The sequence below is a fragment of the Agaribacillus sp. DX54 genome (assembly GCF_056858335.1).
In genome coordinates this window covers 1-17,629 of record NZ_JBXEQE010000021.1, presented here as the reverse complement: position 1 = coordinate 17,629, position 17,629 = coordinate 1, and the positions used below count along the sequence as shown (strand labels likewise).

Annotated in this window: 14 protein-coding genes; 10 read left to right on the top strand and 4 right to left on the bottom strand. The window is 43.3% G+C overall.

Annotated elements, in window-relative coordinates; translation table 11 throughout:
- The first annotated feature begins 361 nt into the window (after positions 1-361).
- From AC04NP_RS19960 to AC04NP_RS19935, 6 genes are read left to right on the top strand one after another with little or no spacing between them, the layout of a single operon-like run.
- Entirely contained in the window at positions 362-1,018 is a 657-nt protein-coding gene (locus tag AC04NP_RS19960) for a metal-dependent transcriptional regulator (protein WP_482861701.1), read from the top strand.
- Positions 1,019-1,963 (top strand): metal ABC transporter solute-binding protein, Zn/Mn family, encoded by a 945-nt coding sequence (locus AC04NP_RS19955; RefSeq protein WP_482861700.1) that lies wholly within the window; start codon positions 1,019-1,021, stop codon positions 1,961-1,963.
- 33 nt (positions 1,964-1,996) lie between these two features.
- Positions 1,997-2,788 carry a metal ABC transporter ATP-binding protein gene (locus AC04NP_RS19950; protein ID WP_482861699.1) on the top strand — a complete coding sequence of 264 codons (792 nt, stop codon included), beginning with the start codon at positions 1,997-1,999 and terminating at the stop codon, positions 2,786-2,788.
- 3 nt (positions 2,789-2,791) lie between these two features.
- A complete protein-coding gene (locus AC04NP_RS19945) occupies positions 2,792-4,081 on the top strand; it encodes a metal ABC transporter permease (RefSeq protein ID WP_482861698.1) in 1,290 nt (429 codons plus the stop codon).
- Between the two features lie 37 nt (positions 4,082-4,118).
- On the top strand, positions 4,119-5,006 hold the full coding sequence (locus AC04NP_RS19940; protein ID WP_482861697.1) for a metal ABC transporter permease: 888 nt from the start codon (positions 4,119-4,121) through the stop codon (positions 5,004-5,006).
- A 51-nt stretch (positions 5,007-5,057) separates the two neighbouring features.
- Entirely contained in the window at positions 5,058-5,534 is a 477-nt protein-coding gene (locus AC04NP_RS19935) for a thioredoxin family protein (protein ID WP_482861696.1), read from the top strand.
- Between the two features lie 8 nt (positions 5,535-5,542).
- Here AC04NP_RS19935 and AC04NP_RS19930 read toward each other — a convergent pair whose 3' ends face one another.
- The 4 genes from AC04NP_RS19930 to AC04NP_RS19915 form a co-directional block, all read right to left on the bottom strand.
- Positions 5,543-7,066 (bottom strand): hypothetical protein, encoded by a 1,524-nt coding sequence (locus tag AC04NP_RS19930; RefSeq protein WP_482861695.1) that lies wholly within the window; start codon positions 7,064-7,066, stop codon positions 5,543-5,545.
- A 21-nt stretch (positions 7,067-7,087) separates the two neighbouring features.
- Positions 7,088-8,041, bottom strand: a complete 954-nt coding sequence (locus AC04NP_RS19925; protein WP_482861694.1) for a glycosyltransferase family 2 protein — start codon at positions 8,039-8,041, stop codon at positions 7,088-7,090.
- A 378-nt stretch (positions 8,042-8,419) separates the two neighbouring features.
- Positions 8,420-10,309: a c-type cytochrome gene (locus tag AC04NP_RS19920; RefSeq protein ID WP_482861784.1), complete on the bottom strand. Its 1,890-nt coding sequence runs from the start codon at positions 10,307-10,309 to the stop codon at positions 8,420-8,422.
- 207 nt (positions 10,310-10,516) lie between these two features.
- Positions 10,517-12,439, bottom strand: coding sequence for a 3-keto-alpha-glucoside-1,2-lyase-like domain-containing protein (locus tag AC04NP_RS19915; RefSeq protein ID WP_482861693.1), 1,923 nt, complete (start codon positions 12,437-12,439; stop codon positions 10,517-10,519).
- A gap of 413 nt (positions 12,440-12,852) precedes the next feature.
- On the opposite strand from AC04NP_RS19915, the gene AC04NP_RS19910 reads away from it, so the two are divergent.
- From AC04NP_RS19910 to AC04NP_RS19895, 4 genes are all read left to right on the top strand, one after another.
- The gene (locus tag AC04NP_RS19910) at positions 12,853-14,643 is read left to right on the top strand and encodes a T9SS type A sorting domain-containing protein (protein ID WP_482861692.1); all 1,791 of its coding nucleotides are present in this window, start codon (positions 12,853-12,855) and stop codon (positions 14,641-14,643) included.
- 57 nt (positions 14,644-14,700) lie between these two features.
- On the top strand, positions 14,701-16,077 hold the full coding sequence (gene mnmE, locus AC04NP_RS19905; RefSeq protein WP_482861691.1) for a tRNA uridine-5-carboxymethylaminomethyl(34) synthesis GTPase MnmE: 1,377 nt from the start codon (positions 14,701-14,703) through the stop codon (positions 16,075-16,077).
- Between the two features lie 280 nt (positions 16,078-16,357).
- Positions 16,358-16,714, top strand: a complete 357-nt coding sequence (locus AC04NP_RS19900; protein ID WP_482861690.1) for a helix-turn-helix domain-containing protein — start codon at positions 16,358-16,360, stop codon at positions 16,712-16,714.
- A gap of 162 nt (positions 16,715-16,876) precedes the next feature.
- A partial coding sequence (locus AC04NP_RS19895) for a tyrosine-type recombinase/integrase (protein WP_482861689.1) occupies positions 16,877-17,629 on the top strand: 753 nt, incomplete at its 3' end.

Genomic DNA, 17,629 nt, shown 5'->3' with positions numbered 1-17,629 from the left:
CTCTTTGTGTCTTGGTGCCTCCGTGGTTAACCATTTTTCACCACAGAGGCACCAAGACACAAAGAGACACAAAGAATTTTGGTGTAAATGTTGTGCAGCGGCCACGAGACGCTTGCCCCATTCGAAATCAGGATGTCATTGGATGGCACTCCCGGCCATAGTTTTATGAGCTGTCATAAACAAAACAAAGGCTGAAATTACCTGGTTTTGTTTTTTAGACAAAGCTAAATTTTAATTTAGACAAAACATTAAACATCGATTTTCGTTAAAATAGGGAGATTCTTCTGCTTTTTAGAGGTACATAATGAATTTATTTAGATTAAGCTAAAAAATTTGTTATTTTGCAATAAAAAATAAAGTCATGTTAAGCTTTGCAGAAGAGAATTACTTAAAAACGATCTACCATCTGTCGGAGACTTGCCATGAGGACGTATCTACCAACGCCATCGCCGACACGTTGAACACCAAGCCGGCCTCCGTAACAGATATGATTCGCAAACTTTCCAACAAGGGAATGCTTAACTATCGTAAATACCGTGGAGTGTCCATTTCTGACAAGGGAAAAAAGGCTGCCCTGAATGTAGTGAGAAAGCACCGGCTTTGGGAGGTTTTTCTGGTAGACAAATTAAAGTTCAACTGGGATGAAGTTCATGAAGTGGCTGAACAACTGGAGCATATCAGGTCTCCCCTGCTCATCAAGAGGCTGGATGAATTCCTCAACTATCCAAAATACGATCCCCACGGAGACCCTATTCCGGACGAAAACGGGGAATTTCTAGTCAAATCCAAAATTCCATTGGCAGAGTTAGGTCTCAACGCAACAGGTATCATTGTCGCTGTCAATGATTCAAATTCACTTTTCCTTCAATACCTGGACAAAATTGGTGTCTACCTGGGGGCCAAGATTAAAGTATTGGATAAAATTGAATTTGATAACTCCCTGGAAATCATGATAGACAACAAAAAAACCGTCTTCGTTTCCAAAGAGGTTTCCGAAAATATATTAATAACTGAATAAATGATTTTGTACAAATCCGCATTGAAACTTTTTCTGGCAATTCTCCTTCCGGGGGTTCTTCTATTTCAAATGTCCTGCAGCAATAACCAGGAGCAAAACCTTGTCAAAGACCGCCTGAATATTGTCACCACCACCGGTATGATCGAGGATATCGTTAAAAACATCGTACAGGATTCTGCTGATGTTACTGCATTGATGGGCCCGGGCGTAGACCCTCATTTATACAAGGCAACCCAAGGTGATTTACAGCGGCTAAAAAGTGCTTCGCTGATTTTTTATAATGGTCTCCATCTGGAAGGGAAACTGGGCGACATTTTTAAAAATCTAAGCAGAATAAAACCTGTTGTAGCCGTTTCGGACAATATTTCACCCGAGCAATTGATTGATAATACTTCTATGGGAGGACAATATGACCCTCATATCTGGTTTGATGTTTCACTATGGCAACAGGCAGCCACGTATGTTAGCCAAACCCTGATGCAGCATGATTCGCTTAATGCAGCTTTTTATCAGCAAAACACAGCGGTATACCTGGAGCAATTGGATGTTTTACATGAAGAGGTAAAGACTAAGATGGCCGAAATTCCGGAAGATCAGCGCATAATGGTTACAGCCCATGATGCCTTTGAATACTTCGGCAGGGCTTATGATATCGAGGTCAGGGGGCTGCAAGGCATTTCCACAATGTCGGAGTTCGGCTTAAAGGATGTCGCCGATTTGGTGAATTTCATCACTGAAAAAAAAATTAAGGCCGTCTTTGTAGAGTCTTCCGTACCCGAAAAATACCTCAGGTCGGTGGTGGAAGGTTGTAGAAAAAAAGGGCACGACGTATCCATCGGTGGGATACTGTACTCAGACGCCATGGGCAACCCCGGAACAGTGGCTGGAAACTATCAGGGTATGGTGAGGGAAAATGTCAATACGATTGTGAATGCATTAAAATGATAGGGAGTTGAAGTGTTCAATAATAAATAGACTATGATTCAGCAAGTTGAAGACCCGGCGGTAGAGGTACATGATTTAACGGTAACTTATCATAAAAAGCCGGTGCTGTGGGATATTGACCTGACCCTTCCAAAGGGAGCAATCATTGGAATTATAGGTCCTAATGGCGCAGGTAAGTCCACACTCATCAAGGCGATAATGAACCTCATTCCCCATGGCAGCGGTTATGTCAGGATATTTAATCGCGACATCGACGAGGTGCGCGACAAGGTAAGCTATGTTCCTCAGAAGGAGTCGGTAGATTGGGATTTTCCTGCTTCGGTCATGGATGTGGTATTGATGGGGCGTTATGCCAGGCTCGGTCTCTTTAAGCGCCCAAGAAAGGCCGATAAAGAAGTGGCGTTGGACTGCCTGAAAAAGGTGGGGATGGATGCCTACAAGTCCCGGCAGATCGCTCAGCTCTCCGGCGGCCAGCAGCAGCGGGTTTTTTTAGCTCGCGCCTTGGCACAGGAGGCAGATATATACTTTATGGATGAGCCTTTTGCCGGTGTAGACGCGGCGACTGAAACGGCTATCATCGAGTTATTAAGGGAAATGTCGGAAAATGGTAAAACGGTGGTAGTCATTCATCATGATATCCAATCGGCTATGGAGTACTTTAACTGGGTTGTTTTACTGAATATGCGGCTGGTCGCTTCAGGCCCCACCGCGCAAACCCTGATTCCCTCATTGTTGGAGGAGACTTATGGAGGCAAGCTTACTTTGCTGGCAGAAGTGGGTAACCTGATGCAAAAGACCGAATTCACAGGAAGGGATAAGCGATAAGATATGGAGCAGTTTTGGGAGTTTTTATCGTTTTCAGAGCCAAATATCCGTTATGTCACCTTTGGCTCTATCCTGCTGTGCGGCAGCGCCGCGGTGGTGGGTTCTTTTATCTTTTTGAAGAAAAAGGCTTTGGTAGGTGATGCTGTGGCTCATGCTGTGCTACCAGGGGTGTGCCTTGGTTTCTTACTTGCCGGTAACAAAAATCCGGTATTGCTTGTTACCGGAGCCTTTGTAACCGGGTGGCTTTCGCTGGTGGCCATCGACTACATATCAGTCAAATCCAAAATTAAAGAGGACACAGCTATTGGGTTAATATTGTCGGTATTTTTTGGAATAGGTATTTTGTTGCTTACCTATATTCAGCATAGCGGCAATGCGGCACAGTCAGGATTGGACCATTTTCTGTTTGGCAAAGCGGCAGCTATGGTTAGCAGCGATCTCAATGTTTTCAGTGGCATAGCTTTTATGTTGATTATTGCCGTGGTACTTTTTTTCAAAGAGTTTACGTTAATCTCCTTTGACATCGATTTTGCCAAAACTATTGGATTCCCTGTGAGGCGATTGGAGCTGGTTTTAACCACGCTGACAGTGCTGGCAATTGTGGCCGGTATCCAGGCTATTGGTGTGGTACTAATGGCAGCTATTCTGATTACTCCCGCGGCAGCAGCCAGATTCTGGACCGATAATCTGAAAAAGATGGTTTTTCTGTCAGCGGCCTTTGGTGGCGTTTCAGGGTTTGCCGGAGCATTTATATCCTATGCGGCACCAGCAATGCCTACTGGCCCATGGATTGTAATGGTCATATCGGTCATTGCATTATTTTCATTTTTTTTCGCCCCGCAAAAAGGTATCGTTATGAAGCTTATCAGCCGCAAAAAAATGGAAAATCAAATCCGGGAAGAGAACATACTGAAACTACTGTTTCAGCTAGGTCAAAAAGACGGCAACTATTTCCAGCAAAGGAGTGTCAATGAAATCCTGGCCAAAAGGCCATTTAAGCCAAAACAGTTGATCTCCGGATTGGCACGGCTCAAAAAGCAAGGTTTTTTGGAAAATGGCGACGGACGCTGGAAGTTTACCAGGGCCGGTCAAAAGAAAGGCGCCAGAATGGTGAAACTGCACCGCTTGTGGGAAGTCTATCTGACGCGCTACCTCCGGATTGCTTCAGACCATGTGCACGAAGATGCGGAAACCATAGAGCATATCATAACCCCCGACCTGGAAGCTAAACTGGAAAAGCTATTGGAATACCCTGTAAAGGACCCCCACCAATCGGATATTCCTTATTTATAACAATGAAGTTTGAAGGCATAACAAAAATTACATAATTGTGGACGCTTTTTGGATCATATTAACCGGGTCATTTGTTTCTATTTCCTGTGGATTACTGGGGAGTTACCTGATTCTGAGAAAAATGGCCATGGTTGGCGACGCCATTTCTCATGCAGTGCTGCCCGGCATTGTCATCGCATTCCTGATTTCAGGACAAAGGGATAGTCTTACCATGCTAGTCGGTGCGGGCATACTCGGTGTCATAACGACCTTCCTGATTGAATTTTTTCACCAAAAAGGTAATTTACAGACTGATGCCTCCATCGGGGTAACCTTTACGTGGTTGTTTGCCCTCGGGATTATTCTGATCTCTGTGTATGCCGGCCAGGTGGATCTGGACCAGGATTGTGTTTTACATGGAGAAATTGCTTACGTCCCCATAGACCTGTGGATTACTGCCAGTGGTAAAATAATCGGTCCAAGGGCAGTTTTTATCACCGGAAGTGTGATGATCATTGTTATCAGCTTCATCGCCATTGGTTACAAAGAACTCTTTTTGACGACATTTGATCCTGCCTTTGCCACAGTCATCGGTATTTCTACGGTCCTATGGCACTATTTATTGATGGGTGCAGTTTCTCTGGCCACAGTGGCTTCTTTTGAGTCGGTTGGCGCTATTTTGGTAGTGGCTTTATTAATAGCTCCCCCGGCGACAGCTTATCTACTAACCGAAAAATTCCTGCCCATGCTAATCATTACTGTATTGCTGGGTATTTTAATTTCAATCAGTGGATATTACCTCGCCGTGAGCATCGATGGTTCGATTGCCGGGGCCATGTCCACAGTTGCCGGGTTGTTATTTGCCCTGGCCTTTCTTTTTTCACCAAAAGAGGGAATAATTATTACATGGCTGAAAAACCAGGCAAGAAAAAAAGAATTAAGTTAATCTTTTTAAGAAAATTTGCGTTGGATATTGCAAGGTAAAACTTATTATTTTATGATGTTTAAAAGTAAGATATTATTAGGAATACTAGCGGTATTGGTGTTGATGGTTTTTGTGAATGCAGGATGGTCAGGTCAGGACAATGCCGAAAGTGCTTCGATTAACTGGGTAAATATTGAGGAAGCTCAGAAGCTCGGAAAGGATGCACCGAGAAAGGTATTTGTAGACGTTTATACCGATTGGTGTGGCTGGTGCAAAAAGATGGACCGTTCTACTTTTGCCGATGAGTCAGTGGTAAATTATGTTAATGAAAACTATTACGCTGTTAAACTGAACGCTGAAAGCTCAAAAAAAATCATTTTCAATGGAAAGGAAATGACCGAAGCCTATCTCGCCAGATCAATGAGAGTGAGTGGTTATCCTACGATCGTTTTTATCGATGAAAAATTTACAAGCATTCAGCCTGTACCCGGTTACAGGACAGCGGCACAGTTTAAGAAAATTTTAAAGGAGTTTAACGGCAATTTATAAAAGCCATACTACTGCTTTACTTGGTAAATATGAAATCCGTTGATTGAATCGATTGCTTCATAGCCAGGAAAATTCGCTCCTGCGAATTTGAATGATTCTTTGGTTTGTGTCGAGATGATATATTTAACCTCCTTATTGGCCACTCTTTTGTAATAATCAGATAAATCATATACCCGGAGTGGATAAGATGAGTAGATGACAATACTTTTGCTTGGTTGAATGGTGTATTCATAAAGAAAGTTATCGATAAAATGTTTTGAAATATTCCCGTAAAAATATACAAACCCTTCATCTTCAGTAGATAGCCTTTCTTTAACAAACTCAGAAACCTCTTTCTCGGCCCGGTAGCCTGAAAAGTCCAGTTTACCACGGTTTTGCCATATATTAACCACGTGCGGGGAGACGGCAATTTTCAGGTAGATAACAGGAATTATAAAAAGTGGAATCAGATTGGGAAGGATAACCTTTTTATCCATCACAAAAAAACCAATCATCGCCAGCGCCCAAAACTCTATGAAGTATACCTTCGTTGAACCGTACTTCAGGGCTGTGAATAAGGCAAATAAAAAGGAGGCAATAATACCGTATCCTAATACTTTCTTATTAATGTCATCGTCTGTGAGTAATTGAAAGGAAGCATATAAGCCCACGCTATTAATCAACAATCCCCATGGGGTAAAGAAATAGTCAAACAATATAACTTCGTGGAACCAGCCCATGCTTATCCCATTATTCAGCCCCTGTATCACATTGAGATAAAATGAATGCCAGTCATGGTTGGAAAAAATCCAGGAAAACAAAAATATAAGTACAGAGAGATAACCAAAACTTATGGCCGCCCTCTTGAAGTCATTTAGCACAAATAGCAGCAAAAAGAGTAAGATGGCTATGATCAGTATCCCGGATTGCTTGGCAAAAACCGTGGCAACAATTAAAAAACAAAGAATCGGTAACAGGTAATTCGATTTTTTTTCAGTTCTGTGTTTCACAAACAAAAATGATACATAAAATGCCAGCAAAAACAAACAATTGTATAGACTGTCAGGGCGAGCATTCACAGGATACAAGGTGGCCAGTGATATAATGGCTATGGACAGTGAAAGCCGGGCTTTGAGGTTAAACGCATGTCGTGCGGTAATGTAAACAATGGCTGCATAAATCAGGTTAAAGAAAAATGAGCAGGTTCTGTTTAACAGGTAAACCCGATAAACATGGTCCGGGTCGACCTGGAATAATTTCCCAAAGGCAAAAGTAACATAGTAATACAAAGGGCTGTATTGAGTGATTGCATAAGGGGGGGATTCCGGATCGGCGTATAGCGGAAATCCGGCTAAAAAACGCTGTAACGCAAAGGCTACATTGTTTTCAACACCAAACAAATCAGGGACTGGTATAAAAATTGAATAAATTTTAACAGCCAGCACGAACAAAAGGAGTGCGTAGGTAAAAACAGATAATATCCTGTAAGATCTTTTATCGATGAAATTACGCAGCGCATTAATCATGTTATCCGGGAAGGTGTTAATCTGCATTTTTATAGGATATAAAATAGGTCAATCCAAAGTCTTATTGCCGTTTATTATTTTCTTGGATATTAAATACAGCGGGCGGTTTTTTACCTGAAAGAAAATCCGTTGCACATACTCGCCGATAATACCAATAGACAAAAGCTGAACACCTCCAAAAAGGAGGATCATAAATAACAATGCCGTAAATCCACTGGGAACGCTGTCATAAAACAGTCTTTTCACCAATGTCAGTATAAAGTAGATGATCGATACAGAAATACAAAGTACCCCCAGATAGGTGAGCACTTTAATAGGGAAAACGCTGAAGTTGAAAATACCGTCATAAGCTAGTTTAAACAGCATTTTGAATGAATATTTTGGCACTCCTGCAGCCCGTTCCTTCCTTTCATAGGGCACGCCAATCTGCCTGTACCCTACCCAACTTCTGATTCCCCTTAAAAACCTGCTTTCTTCTCGCATTTTATTCATGTTATCCACTACCCTGCGTGTGATCATGCCAAAATCCCCTGAGTCTTTGGGGATGGGGTAATTAGATATTTTGTTTAATATCCGGTAAAACGCATTGTATGAGGCCCTTTTGATGGCAGATTCTTTTCTCTCTTTCCGTACCCCGTATGCTACATCGTACCCTTTTTTAATATGCTCGTAAAACTCAAAGAATAATTCGGGTGGATCTTGTAAATCCCCGTCTAAAATCATAATAACCTCACCCCTGGCATGCTCCAACCCCGCACTTAAAGCCCTTTGATGCCCAAAATTCCTGGTTAAAAAAATGGCCTGGTAGTTATGGTGCTTAGTGGCAATATTTTCCATCAACACTGGCGTATTATCGATACTTCCATCGTCGATTAAAACCACTTCGCACGGACTTTCAATTTTTGACATTAGCGCATCCAGCCTTTTAATTAACAGATCAAATACTTCTTCCTCATTATAAACCGGTATAACAAAAGAAATCTTCGGGGAAAAAATCATCATGGAGGTTAGTTCAAAAATCCAGTTTTCAACAGAACATTTTCCGAAATATATAAAATAATCTTAAAATGTTACTATTTATTATTATAAAATAAATATTTTTTACTAGTGTCCCGGACATAAGTAGTTAAATGCGCTGGAAAACGGCCAAATTGTTGAGGTTCAATCCCTTACCCCTACCCCAGTCATACTATGACTTTGAGTCATAGTATGACTAAGTATAATTTTAACAAAAAATGTTGAATACGGGCCTGGTATAAAATCATCACACCGTTAACATATACCTATCAAAAAAGGCCGGGCTCCTGTAGCCCGGCCCTGATTTTTTCAGATTTCCTAAACAGTCATGTTAAGCACACGGTAAGCATACTGTTTCGGATTTTACTTATCCAGAGAATTAATCCATGCTGCAATTTTTAATACATCCTCTTTAGGTACCTGTGGCATTGGTGCCATAGGCGTTGCGTAGTCCGGCCAGTTTTGAGGCTGGGGGTTATAAACCAATGATAATATTTTTTCATTGGAATACTTTCTTTTGGCAATTGCCTTGAAAGGTGGCCCCACCTGTCTTGCGTCGGTCTGATGGCAGGCAGAGCAGGTGTATTTGGTAAGTAAAGGCTTTATTTCGGTATCAGAGGGCGCTGCTGTTTTGGTGTTTTTTCCAGAGCTTTTAGCCGCTACCGGCCGGTTTTTTTTGTATGAAATCTGACTTTTCCCCTTACCACCTACCCTGGATGAACGATAAGTGCTGAATTCACCAACCTGTAGTTTTTTCCCATCTGCTATTTGGTTAAGTGTATAATAGGCCGTGGGATGTAACAGGGCCATGCTTCCGTCTTTGGAGCGTATACCTGCCAATGTCAGTTCATGCAAATGATAAGGCCTTAAATTGTCAATAATCAGGCGTACTTTCATGCCATCTTCAGCCACCTGCACGCCTTTGATTGCCAACTTTTCCTCATTGATTGTCGGACTTCCATAAACAGGATGATATTTGTAAATATAACTCCTACCGGCATAGGTGTCTAAATTCTCAGCAGATTTCCTGTCAACAGGCAAAGTAAATTCAATCTCAAACCCGTCGGGTTGGGATGTAACCGTCTTCATTTCCAAAGGTACATTTCCGGTCCAGACGAGCCGCTGAAGTCCGGAATTCCTGGTACCTGCCGATCCCCATCCCCGGTTGGTTTCACCGACAAACATCGATCCGTCATGTCCCCAGGTCATCCGCAGCACACCCGACTGGAAACCGCTTCTGAAATCAAAAGCTACACCCTGATACGCTCCTTTCACTTTTTCCAGCACCACTCTCATGATTTTACTTTGGCCCTGATCACCTACAAATATTTGTCCTTCAAAGGGTCCGAAAGCTCCGCTTGTTTCGTCCACTATAATATCGGAATTGGATATCCCCAGTACCCCATGTGGCAGCCATACGGCCGGTAACCTCAGTGTGGGTAATTCCTCCTTCATCTTATATAAAAAGTCCGGATTTTCTTCATCGGTAATATTCTCCGGTTTGACAAATCTGCCATTTTTTTTGACCTGCCTTATGTCTATTTTCTCATAAAACTGTTTTTCAGTAATTTTTACAGGAGACTCAGGCCTGTCAGCCCATCGTAGTCCTGCCGGGTGTCCCGTAAAGGATCCCTCAGTAACATGCCATATTCCCCCTGAACCGACCCAGTCACCCTGGTTCTCGGTATAAAAGAATTCCCCGTCTACTATACCGAGACCTGCAGGAGACCGCATGCCTGTTGCCCAGGGTTTCATTTGTCCATCAGGTGTAATATTCATCGTCCAGCCTCTCCAGGGCACCCTGCTTTCGCCCCTCCACCATTCCTCATTGCCAAAAGCCACGTTTCCGGTTACAAACATGCTGCCATCCGGGGCAAATTTGGGACCGAACGAATATTCGTGATAATGCCCGGAAAGTGGCCAGGCATAGACAGTTTCATAAATATCAGCTTTATCATCGCCATCTTTATCAATCAGCCTTGTAAGTTCGCCCCTTTGTGCTGTGTAAAGAGAGTTGTCGCGATAGGCCAGGCCGAGAGCCTCATGTAAACCGGAGGCAAACAACTTGAATTTAGGCTGTCTTTCATTATTCATATAGGGATTTTCAATCAACCATACATCGCCCCGGCGCGTACACAAAGCAACCCTTCCATCGGGCAGGGTAGCCAGCCCACCGACTTCCAGCAATATATCTTCGGGAACCGGCAAGGTAATTATTTGGTAATAGGTGGCTTCTTTTGAAGATTTGGGCATCACAGGCTCTGGTTCAGGTGGCTCCTGTGCTGTCAGTTTCAAAGGCAGGAACAAAACTACAATCAAAGACAATAAACCAAAGCTTTTGAATACTTTGCTTAAGGACAGTGATACCTCCCGGCCCGGAAGATTATTTAAAAAATAGCTCATCAACGTTTTCATTAACATGTACAGATTAAATTCTTTTCTTAGTTTTGCCACTTCGTGTTACCAAATAATGCCGTAGGCCAGTTCCTTGGAATTCATGGGCACAATGAGTTCCTTTTTACCCCCCACTTCCCTGATAACAGGTGACAAAGCTGTTGCTAACTTCACATAATACTTTTTGTCATCAATGGCATAAGAACCATCCGGCATTAAGGCTACATCTTGTCCTTCAGCAATCTTAAAGTAAAGGTTAGGCGCAGTTTGCGATAATTTCACCGACCTGTTCAGCATGCTTCCATTATTGCCTGGCTCGATTTTATCTTCCACCTCTATACCCTGGTACAGGTATTTAAAAACCGGTCTCCCGGAAGATTTTTCCAACTCATAACCTTTTGGTCTAAAATCGCTTTCTTTGTATTCGTCCGGGAATTGCCTATTCATATCATCCAAAACAGCCAATGGCTGGTCTGTAAAAAAGAATTGCACATCACCTAAAGGCCTGAAGGAGCCATCTCCCCTGCTATGCCACATCGGCGTAGCGTTGACGAAATCCCCTCTCCAGCCACAAACCACGTTGCCAGCTTTCATATTGTATACATAATGAACGCCGGAGGGATGTCCTATACCGATAGTATGTGTCAAACGCCGACTCTTATCCCCTTCAAAATCCAAAAACGCCCTCAATAACCTGGGCTCACCGTCAACGTTTACCATGATCGGATTCACTGTGTTGCCAGTGTTCAGCATCGAACCGGCAGTGTGTAAGGGTTGCCTGCGAAGATGAGCGCTTTGGACAAATAAACCGAGCGCCGGTGACATCCAGTTAGCATTTTTGAAATAATAAAGTTTGAAAGCATGGCTTCCGGCATTCAGTGTTTTACTGCCTAATCCTCTTTCATTAACCCTGTGGCCAAAGTCGTGGTTCACCACCGTCTCATCGTTAATCACCAGCCTGGCCCCTCCATTACACCGGATACTAAAATGGTAGGTGCCATCCTCCGGCACTTCCAGGTTTCCTTTGACCACAAGGCCAAATAAATCCTCCTTTTGTGAATACTCCCATGATATTTTACTTCCCGGCCCAGACGCCACTGGTTTGCCGTCGACAAAGTCGCTGATTTGACCAAATTGACCTTCAAAATAATCGTAGGTAATATTGCTGGCCTGTATGGGAGCGGAGTCAAAGGTCAGGTAACGCATATTTCTGAAGGCCACCGGGCCATGATCTCCCTGGATCATCAATGGGCCCCTGGGTTTTTCATTTTTTTCAACCGGTCCGCCGGTATAGGTAGGTACCTCTACATGATCGTGGATTAACACGCCGTTAAGTGTTACCTTCAGAAAGGTGGCATTGGCGATCTTTTCCCCGTTTTTGTTAAATCTGGGAGCCCTGAAGCTGATAAACAGCTTTTGCCAGAGGCCCGGTGCCCTGGCTGCATTGGTAAAGGGTGCCTTGCCCATATAGCTTTTTTCAGGATCTTTTTCCCAGTTCCTGTAAATGCCTCCAATGTCGGTAAATGAAGGGTTTTTCTTGCCCCAACTGTCCAGGAGTTGTACCTCATACCTTCCTTGCAGATAAATGCCTGAATTAGAGCCTTTGGGTAACATTACCTCCAGTTCCAGGTCTATGTCACCGTGTTCCCAAGCCGTAAATAGTTGGTCTTTTTTTACCTTATCATTCATATTCAGTAAGATACCTGTACCAGCGGTGAATTGTACAGGTCCGCCGGGTTTAGGTTGCTCACTTTTTCCCTTCTTTTTCTTTTTTTGAACTTCTTCCTCTTTTTTATGAATATCTATGGTTCGATCCATGGTTACGCTCCCCACTATTTGCCAGTTGCCGGCCTGATCCCTGAATTGGGACAAATCATTTAAAGGCAACGTTTTCATGGCTATCTCTTGCCCAAATAGGGTTGCCGGACAGATTATAAAGGTCAGTAACAGAATGGCAGTTTTCATCAACAGTAATTTCAAATCAGTCATTGTTTAAAAGTTAATATAATTAATTTTAATCGTCGCCTTTTTTCAGGATCCTCAGCAATATCCAGCCCTGCCAGGGCATTTTCTAATCTTACGTTTTTCAGTTTCACTCAGTACCTCTGATGACGTATCCGAACCCTGCTTTGTTGCTTGGCTATAAAATAAATGAGATGCGTTGAGGAGAAGAAACAGTGCAATAAAATAACGGATCACAATTTTCATAGTCGCAGTCAATTGAACTGCTGAAATTAAAAAATTAATGCTTAGGAATTAAATTATTTTTTGTCAATGTATTTATTTTTTACTTAAAATCCCTGAATTGTGATTAGGGAAAATGTCCCCTGGATTGTATTATAGTTAGTATTCAATTTCTGGCTACAGCTATTTTCAAACTCAAACGTTGACATTTTATAAAAATGAAAAATTACTTCTGCAGGTTGTTATTGATTTTTTTGCTTTGTTATGGTTTTGAAGGTTTAGCATCACACATGCGGGGCGGTGAAATAAAAGTGGACAGGATACAGGGTTCCGGGCTTAGATACAAAATCACTATTTCTAATTACCTCAACGCCGGAGCTGTCAGCGATAGTGCCGGGGAGTTGAATCTGGGAGACGGAGTCGTAATTGATTTATCAAACGACAACTTTTTAGTCTCCAGCGAACCTTTGAATGAAAACATCCTACTTGAAGTTTATGAGGTTTTTCATACTTTCCCAGGGCCTGGCTTGTACCTTGTTAGTTTTAAAGAGTTTAACAGAAATGCCGGTATCCTGAATATTCCCAACTCTGCTGAGGTACAATTTTATACGGAAAGTCTGGTAGTAATCGATCCATTTTTAGGAAGTAATACACAATCTGTATTTTCCTTCCCTCCTATTGACATTGTTGCCCCTGGCAAGGCTTTCTTTTACAATCCCGGTGTATATGACCCTGATGGTGATAGCCTTTCTTATGAACTGGTGACACCCAAGCAAAGTATTGATGAGAACATAGCCGGGTATGTATTACCTAACGACATTCAATTTTATGATGGGCTGAATTACAATAGTGCCAACGAAGCCAACAACGGGCCTCCCACGTTCGTCATCGATGCTGTTACCGGAGACCTCACATGGGACGCTCCCGGATCAGTGGGAGAATATAACTTCGCCATCAAAGTAGAGGAATGGAGGAAAGTAACAGGCAGATGGATCAGCATGGGATTTCGTGTGCTTGATATACAGATAACCGTCCGGGAAACGAATAACGAAAGGCCCGGTTTTGAAGTGCCCAAGGACACGTGCGTCATTGCCGGCAGTTTGCTACAAACATCCCTGCTCACTACTGACCCGGACGGGCATGAGGTAATTTTTAAAACGGCCGGCGAAGCTTACAGCCTTGCAGGAAATTCAGCCACGTTTGTTACTGGCAGTGGCAACACAGCCGGAACAGGCTTTTTAGATTTTAGCTGGAACCCTTCCTGCGAAAATGCCCGTAACAGTCCTTACGCTTTTTACTTCAAATCCATAGATGTTCCTCCCTCCTCGGCAGGAGCTGGACTGGCCGTTTTCGGAACCTGGAATGTAACCGTGGCCGGGGCGCCTGAAGGGTTGCATGGACAAGTCAAAAAAGTTGGAGAAATCACTTTAAGCTGGAGCGACTATTTTTGTTCGGCAGCCAAAAATCTGGCTATCTACAGAATTGAAAACAGCTTTACTTTTCCCCGGGACAACTGTCAGCCAGGCGTGCCTGAGGATAGTGGCTTTGAGCTGATTGCCACTGTCAATACAGATGATAATACATTGACCGATAACGATGGCGGCGCCGGCCTGGATCCCAATACGACCTATTGCTACCGGCTGGTGGCTGTGTTCGATGACAATATTGGCGGTGAAAGTGTGGCTTCTGCCGAGTTTTGTGCGCGGCCTGATGAGGAGTCGCTCGTCACCGGTATTGGGGACAGGGAACCATCAGACGATCTTGCAGATAAAGTGATCATCTACCCTAACCCTGCGCAGGAAAAAGTAAATATCAACCTCGACCTGGCAGATTTCAGACCCCTTGTGGTAGGCATCAGCGATTTACGGGGCAGGGTTTACGAGGAGCGACAGTTTTCATCTCAAAATTCCCATTACCAAATATCACTGGCGGGTGTTGCCCCGGGAATGTATCTGGTATGGGTTAAAACAGCCACCCAACTGGTAACCCGGAAAATCGTGGTCAACTAAAGGTTATTCCTTTTCCCATTTTTCCTGTAATTTTGCCGTCAGTCAAACTACAGACGGATGAAAAGTGCCATAGCTTCCCACGAAGATACTATTGTTGCCCTGGCTACTCCCCAGGGAACAGGTGCCATTGGTGTGATCAGGCTTTCGGGCAAAGAAGCTATCAGCATCTGCAATCAGGTATTTAGGGGAAAAGATCTGTCCAGCCAGCCCAGCCACACCATACATTTTGGCACTATCAGGGATGGAGATAAGGTACTGGACGAGGTTTTGGTGTCTATTTTCATAGCGCCGAAGTCATTTACCCGCGAGAATGTGGTGGAAATAAGCTGTCATGGGTCAAACTACATCATCCGGCAGGTTATACAGTTGTTAGTCAGAAAAGGTGCCCGTTTGGCCCGGCCGGGTGAGTTTACACAGCGGGCATTTTTGCATGGGCAATTTGACCTTGCACAGGCAGAGGCCATAGCCGACCTGATCGCTGCCGATTCCGAAGCCGCCCACAAAGCCGCCCTGGATCAGATGCGTGGTGGATTCTCACAGGAAATCAGCAGGCTGAGGGACAAGCTCATCCACTTTGCCTCCATGATCGAATTAGAGCTGGATTTTGGTGAAGAAGACGTCGAATTTGCCAGCCGCGATGAGTTAAAAACCCTGGTAACCGAATTAAAGACCGTGGTTTCGGCCCTGATCGCCAGCTTTGACTTAGGCAATGTCATCAAAAACGGGGTACCTACAGTGATAGCCGGAAAACCCAACGCTGGTAAATCCACCCTGCTCAATGCTTTACTCAATGAGGAAAAAGCCATTGTCTCAGACATACCAGGCACGACACGCGATTTCATTGAAGATGAAATCAACATTGAGGGCATCACCTTTCGCTTCATCGACACCGCAGGACTACGCGACACCACCGACAAAATAGAAGCCATCGGCGTAGAGCGCACCCAGGAAAAAATGAAACAAGCCTCGTTGATCATTTACATGATCGACCTTTCTACCGCTCATGTCACCGAAGTGGGGCAGGAAATCAACCGGCTTGAAAACCTGGGTATTCCTTTTATCGCTGTGGGCAACAAGCTGGACAGGGTGACAGAAGATCAGTTAGCGCAATTCAAAGATTTTAAACTGTGCTATCTGTCAGCCCTCAACAAGGAAAACCTGGAAAACCTCCGCCAGAAGATCCTTGCCATCGTACAACTGGACACTTTCAAAACCGGCCACACCGTAGTTACCAACCTCCGTCATTACGAAAGCCTGCTCAAAACCAAACAAGCCCTGGATGATGTCCTCAACGGTATCAGCAGAGAGGTCACCAACGACTTCCTGGCCCTGGATATACGCGGTGCTTTACATCATTTGGGAGAGATCACCGGCGATATTACAACGGATGACTTGCTGGCGAATATTTTTAGTAGGTTTTGTATTGGGAAGTAGATTGATGCTAAAATCAATAATTACTAATAAAAATTCATAAAAATAGCATTCTATTACTCTTACAGGCACATTTTGAATTCCTCAATTTTAAGCACATTCTATCGATTTTAGTTGGATTTTTGTACCTCGCGGTATCTTCAATTATGAGGTACAACCAGGCATTGTTTGGAAGAAATTATGAAACGTTTTGAAACATAATGAAACAATTGGAAATGTTGGTAAACTGATCGAAACAATTTTAAGAAGGTACAAATTACCAATCGAAAATAAATGACCGATTATGAGCTCGAACATCTTTGTACAACGCATTTGTGAAGAATGTGGCAATGAATTTACCGCCCGTACTACGGTGACCCGGTTTTGCGGGGATCGTTGCGCCAAACGCGCCTATAAAAAGCGGATACGGAATGCAAAAATTGAACAAAGCAATAAAGAAACCGTGATGAAAGTCGCTACCAAAGTAAGTGCGGTGCAAAACAAAGATTACCTGGGTGTACAGGATGTTTGTTCGCTGATCGGCATAAGCCGAACTACGCTGTGGCGACTATTGAAGGACAACCGGATTTATAGTAAAAAAATAGGAAGGAAACACATTTTTACCAGGGAACAAATCGACCAATTCATTCACCGTTTATGAGAAAGCTTACCAGAAAAGTAACCTTAAGGGAAAAGAAATTAAAATACAGTCGGCGAAGTCTTTACCTCGACATATACCCACCCTACTTCAATGCCCATACCGGAAAACACAGCCAAGTGGGAGTTTTTGAATATCCATATTTATGACAATCCGAAATGTGTATTGGAAAAGGAATTTAACAAAGTGGCAAGAGCGAAAGCCAATGTCATCAGGGCAGAAAGGGCTTTGCAATTCCTTAATGATCATTTTGAACTCACAGACCGGTCAGCAGCGAAAAAAGACTTTTTAGCATATTTCGACTTGAAAGCCAAAGAACGACAACAATCGTCAGGGAATTATGGCAACTGGATCAGTGCTTATAATCACCTAAAGTTATTTACACGTGGGCGCTGTACTTTTGGGCAGGTGGATGAAAATTTCTGTAAAGCGTTTAAAGAATATCTGTCTATAGCTTCGTCCATAAAAAGCCCAACACCTTTATCCATCAACTCCCAAATCTCCTATTTTAATAAATTTAAAGCCGCCTGTAAGGAGGCGGCCCAAGAAAAACTTTTTGCATCTGACCCTAGCGAATACGTAAAAGCTATTCAACCCGAAGAAAGCAAACGGGAATTCCTGACAATGGAAGAATTGAAGAAATTGTACGAAACTCCTTGCTACCCACCTATGCTTAAAAGAGCTGCTATCTTCTCCGCCCTTACTGGCCTACGCTGGTCAGACATTGAAAAACTCACCTGGCAAGAAGTTCAACATTCAGAATTAGAAGGCTACTTCATCTGCTTCCGTCAACAAAAAACCAAAGGTGATGAAACACTACCCATTTCCGAGCAAGCATACCAACAAATGGGAGAAAGACAAGCGCCAGATCTGCAGATCTTTCAAGGCCTTAAATATTCTGCTCAGAACAATTTGAAA

Coding starts and splice junctions, on each gene's coding strand:
- AC04NP_RS19935 (WP_482861696.1), top strand. CDS start 5,058: ATGATGTTTAAAAGTAAGATATTATTAGGAATACTAGCGGTATTGGTG.
- AC04NP_RS19910 (WP_482861692.1), top strand. CDS start 12,853: ATGAAAAATTACTTCTGCAGGTTGTTATTGATTTTTTTGCTTTGTTAT.
- AC04NP_RS19960 (WP_482861701.1), top strand. CDS start 362: ATGTTAAGCTTTGCAGAAGAGAATTACTTAAAAACGATCTACCATCTG.
- AC04NP_RS19930 (WP_482861695.1), bottom strand. CDS start 7,066: ATGCAGATTAACACCTTCCCGGATAACATGATTAATGCGCTGCGTAAT.
- AC04NP_RS19925 (WP_482861694.1), bottom strand. CDS start 8,041: ATGATGATTTTTTCCCCGAAGATTTCTTTTGTTATACCGGTTTATAAT.
- AC04NP_RS19950 (WP_482861699.1), top strand. CDS start 1,997: ATGATTCAGCAAGTTGAAGACCCGGCGGTAGAGGTACATGATTTAACG.
- AC04NP_RS19945 (WP_482861698.1), top strand. CDS start 2,792: ATGGAGCAGTTTTGGGAGTTTTTATCGTTTTCAGAGCCAAATATCCGT.
- mnmE (WP_482861691.1), top strand. CDS start 14,701: ATGAAAAGTGCCATAGCTTCCCACGAAGATACTATTGTTGCCCTGGCT.
- AC04NP_RS19900 (WP_482861690.1), top strand. CDS start 16,358: ATGAGCTCGAACATCTTTGTACAACGCATTTGTGAAGAATGTGGCAAT.
- AC04NP_RS19955 (WP_482861700.1), top strand. CDS start 1,019: ATGATTTTGTACAAATCCGCATTGAAACTTTTTCTGGCAATTCTCCTT.
- AC04NP_RS19915 (WP_482861693.1), bottom strand. CDS start 12,439: ATGACTGATTTGAAATTACTGTTGATGAAAACTGCCATTCTGTTACTG.
- AC04NP_RS19920 (WP_482861784.1), bottom strand. CDS start 10,309: ATGCCCAAATCTTCAAAAGAAGCCACCTATTACCAAATAATTACCTTG.